Origin of the sequence: Anaerotignum lactatifermentans (genome assembly GCF_014982935.1) — a bacterium.
GTDB classification, from domain to species: Bacteria; Bacillota; Clostridia; order Lachnospirales; family Anaerotignaceae; genus Anaerotignum; species Anaerotignum lactatifermentans.
Genome location: NZ_JADCKK010000111.1, coordinates 1 through 2,275, shown reverse-complemented (window position 1 = coordinate 2,275; position 2,275 = coordinate 1). Strand labels below are relative to the sequence as shown.

The window sequence follows — 2,275 nt, the reverse complement described above, 5'->3', positions numbered from 1 at the left end:
TGCCATAAAAGCATCGTCCTTTCTTATGTAAAATATTTAGGCTTGAACACCCTTATTTTACAACAAGGACGATGCTTTTTGCTTAAGCTTTAATCTCACCCGCAGAGCGGGCGGTTGTTAAAGGCTGTTTTGCAGCCTTCAGCACTAAAGTAATAATATAAAAAGAACCGGAATCTATAAAGAACTCCGGTTCTTTTTTGCATATGTTGTCAGATTTTATCTGATTTTCAATGACAAAACCCCGTTTTTGTCTATGGCTTTTTCTTCTGCATCTGCTAAGATATTTTCTAAAGAGATCAGACAGGAGGAATGCATGTGCATCTTTTATTTACCATCAATGAAAATTATGTATCTGTATTAGAAACCTGTATCCGTTCCATTCTGCGTTTTCCCTGCGAGGAGGGCTATGACCTTTATATCCTCCACGACCAGTTATCGGAGGCTGTTCAGCAGAAACTAACCCGACACGCAGACAAAAATGCAAGATTTCATTTTATTTCCGTACCGGATACAGCTTTTTCCGACTTTCCACAAAATACACGCTATCCCAAAACCATGTATTATCGTCTGCTTGCAGCGGAATTTCTGCCAGAAACATTAGACCGGGTATTATATCTGGACCCAGATATCATTGTCATTCGTCCGCTGGAAGAACTCTATCATATGTCTTTCGACGGCAATCTTTTCTGCGGTGCTACCCATGTCCGCAAATTTTTAACACGTCTAAACGGTGCCCGTTTGCAAATGCCCGAAGACGCCCCTTATCTCAATTCCGGCGTTCTTCTCATCAATTTGGAAGAATTGCGTAAACGTCCTTGCCGACAAGATATTCTGGCTTATATCGAAAAACGTCAGGCTTATTTTACACTGCCCGATCAGGACATTCTTTCCGCTCTGTATGGCAATGAAACAAAGCTCATTGACCATCTGCGTTATAATCTCAGTGATCGCATGTACTTTCTGCACAATGCCAATCTCCAAAATGAGAAAATCGACTTGGATTGGGTCAGACAAAATACCAGCATCATTCATTATTGCGGGAAAAATAAACCGTGGAAAGAAAATTATCGAGGCGTGTTGGATTGCTTTTACCACGAGGTTCTTTCCTCTCAAAAATGAATTCTTCTCATTGAAACTTTACGAATAACTTTGTCCGTGATATGATAAACGTAATCGTTTCAAAAAAGAGGAGGATTTCTATGAAAGTTGAAACAAGGCTTATCATCGGTCTGGTTTCTGCCGTTTTGGTATTTCTTTATGAATGGCTGTTCAAAAATACATTGGACTGGTATCCATCCATTGTAGCATTTGCCGTGGTCTATTTCATTGCTCCCTATGTTTTCACTCGTTCTTTTTTCTTTGGAAATCGAGGAGAGCAAAACCAGAAAGATCAAAATGATTCTGAAAAATAACCATAAAAAAACACCTTTTAACCAAAACAGTTAAGAGGTGTTTTTTTGTTTTAGAAAATAAAAAACGGACAGATTGCTGTCCGTTAAAAAATGATCCGTGCGGGATTCGAACCCGCGTTACCGCCGTGAAAGGGCGGTGTCTTAACCCCTTGACCAACGGACCATAGACAATAAAAAATAGCGGAGGAGGGATTTGAACCCCCGACACTGCGGGTATGAACCGCATGCTCTAGCCAACTGAGCTACTCCGCCATACTTTACAAAAAACATGGGAGTTACAGGGCTCGAACCTGTGACCCTCTGCTTGTAAGGCAGATGCTCTCCCAGCTGAGCTAAACTCCCATGAAACGACTCAGATGGGGCTCGAACCCACGACCTCCGGCGTGACAGGCCGGCGCTCTAACCAACTGAGCTACTGAGCCATATTTAGTTTTTAATGGGTCTTCAGGGACTCGAACCCGGGACCGTCCGGTTATGAGCCGGATGCTCTAACCAACTGAGCTAAAGACCCGTGAAAACCTTAACTAAAAAGCCGATGATCGGACTCGAACCGATAACCTGCTGATTACAAGTCAGCTGCTCTGCCAATTGAGCCACATCGGCATATTGGATTCTGGCGACCATCTACTCTCCCAGGCAGCTTCCCACCAAGTACCATCGACCGCTCAGGTCTTAACCGTCGTGTTCGGAATGGGAACGGGTGTGTCCCCTGAGCGCATCATCACCAGAAATCTCAATGATCCGTGCGGGATTCGAACCCGCGTTACCGCCGTGAAAGGGCGGTGTCTTAACCCCTTGACCAACGGACCATAAACTCCCCGAGTAGGATTCGAACCAACGACCCTCCGGTTAACAGCCGGATG

General features: G+C 44.0%; 2 protein-coding genes, 7 tRNA genes and 1 rRNA gene. 2 read left to right on the top strand and 8 right to left on the bottom strand.

The window, feature by feature from the left end; translation table 11 throughout:
• Nucleotides 1-315 precede the first annotated feature (315 nt).
• Both INF29_RS14015 and INF29_RS14010 read left to right on the top strand, forming a co-directional pair.
• Complete coding sequence (locus INF29_RS14015) at nucleotides 316-1,119, top strand: glycosyltransferase family 8 protein (RefSeq protein WP_330608349.1); 804 nt, start codon at nucleotides 316-318, stop codon at nucleotides 1,117-1,119.
• Nucleotides 1,120-1,199: 80 nt separating this feature from the next.
• Complete coding sequence (locus INF29_RS14010; protein ID WP_072854037.1) at nucleotides 1,200-1,412, top strand: hypothetical protein; 213 nt, start codon at nucleotides 1,200-1,202, stop codon at nucleotides 1,410-1,412.
• 91 nt (nucleotides 1,413-1,503) lie between these two features.
• Here the strand turns inward: INF29_RS14010 and INF29_RS14005 are convergent.
• The 8 genes from INF29_RS14005 to INF29_RS13970 all read right to left on the bottom strand — a co-directional run bounded on the left by INF29_RS14005 (nucleotide 1,504) and on the right by INF29_RS13970 (nucleotide 2,221).
• Nucleotides 1,504-1,575 (bottom strand) — tRNA-Glu (locus INF29_RS14005).
• 15 nt (nucleotides 1,576-1,590) lie between these two features.
• Nucleotides 1,591-1,664: transfer RNA gene (locus INF29_RS14000), tRNA-Met, on the bottom strand.
• Nucleotides 1,665-1,681: 17 nt separating this feature from the next.
• Nucleotides 1,682-1,754 (bottom strand) — tRNA-Val (locus INF29_RS13995).
• A gap of 6 nt (nucleotides 1,755-1,760) precedes the next feature.
• Nucleotides 1,761-1,834: transfer RNA gene (locus tag INF29_RS13990), tRNA-Asp, on the bottom strand.
• Between the two features lie 15 nt (nucleotides 1,835-1,849).
• A tRNA-Ile gene (locus INF29_RS13985) sits at nucleotides 1,850-1,923 on the bottom strand.
• Between the two features lie 19 nt (nucleotides 1,924-1,942).
• Nucleotides 1,943-2,015, bottom strand: a tRNA-Thr gene (locus INF29_RS13980).
• 8 nt (nucleotides 2,016-2,023) lie between these two features.
• Nucleotides 2,024-2,141, bottom strand: a 5S ribosomal RNA gene (rrf, locus tag INF29_RS13975).
• A gap of 8 nt (nucleotides 2,142-2,149) precedes the next feature.
• Nucleotides 2,150-2,221, bottom strand: a tRNA-Glu gene (locus INF29_RS13970).
• Nucleotides 2,222-2,275 lie beyond the last annotated feature (54 nt).

Bases quoted from the DNA above. Each gene is read 5' to 3' on its own strand.
- INF29_RS14010 (WP_072854037.1), top strand. From the start codon at position 1,200: ATGAAAGTTGAAACAAGGCTTATCATCGGTCTGGTTTCTGCCGTTTTG.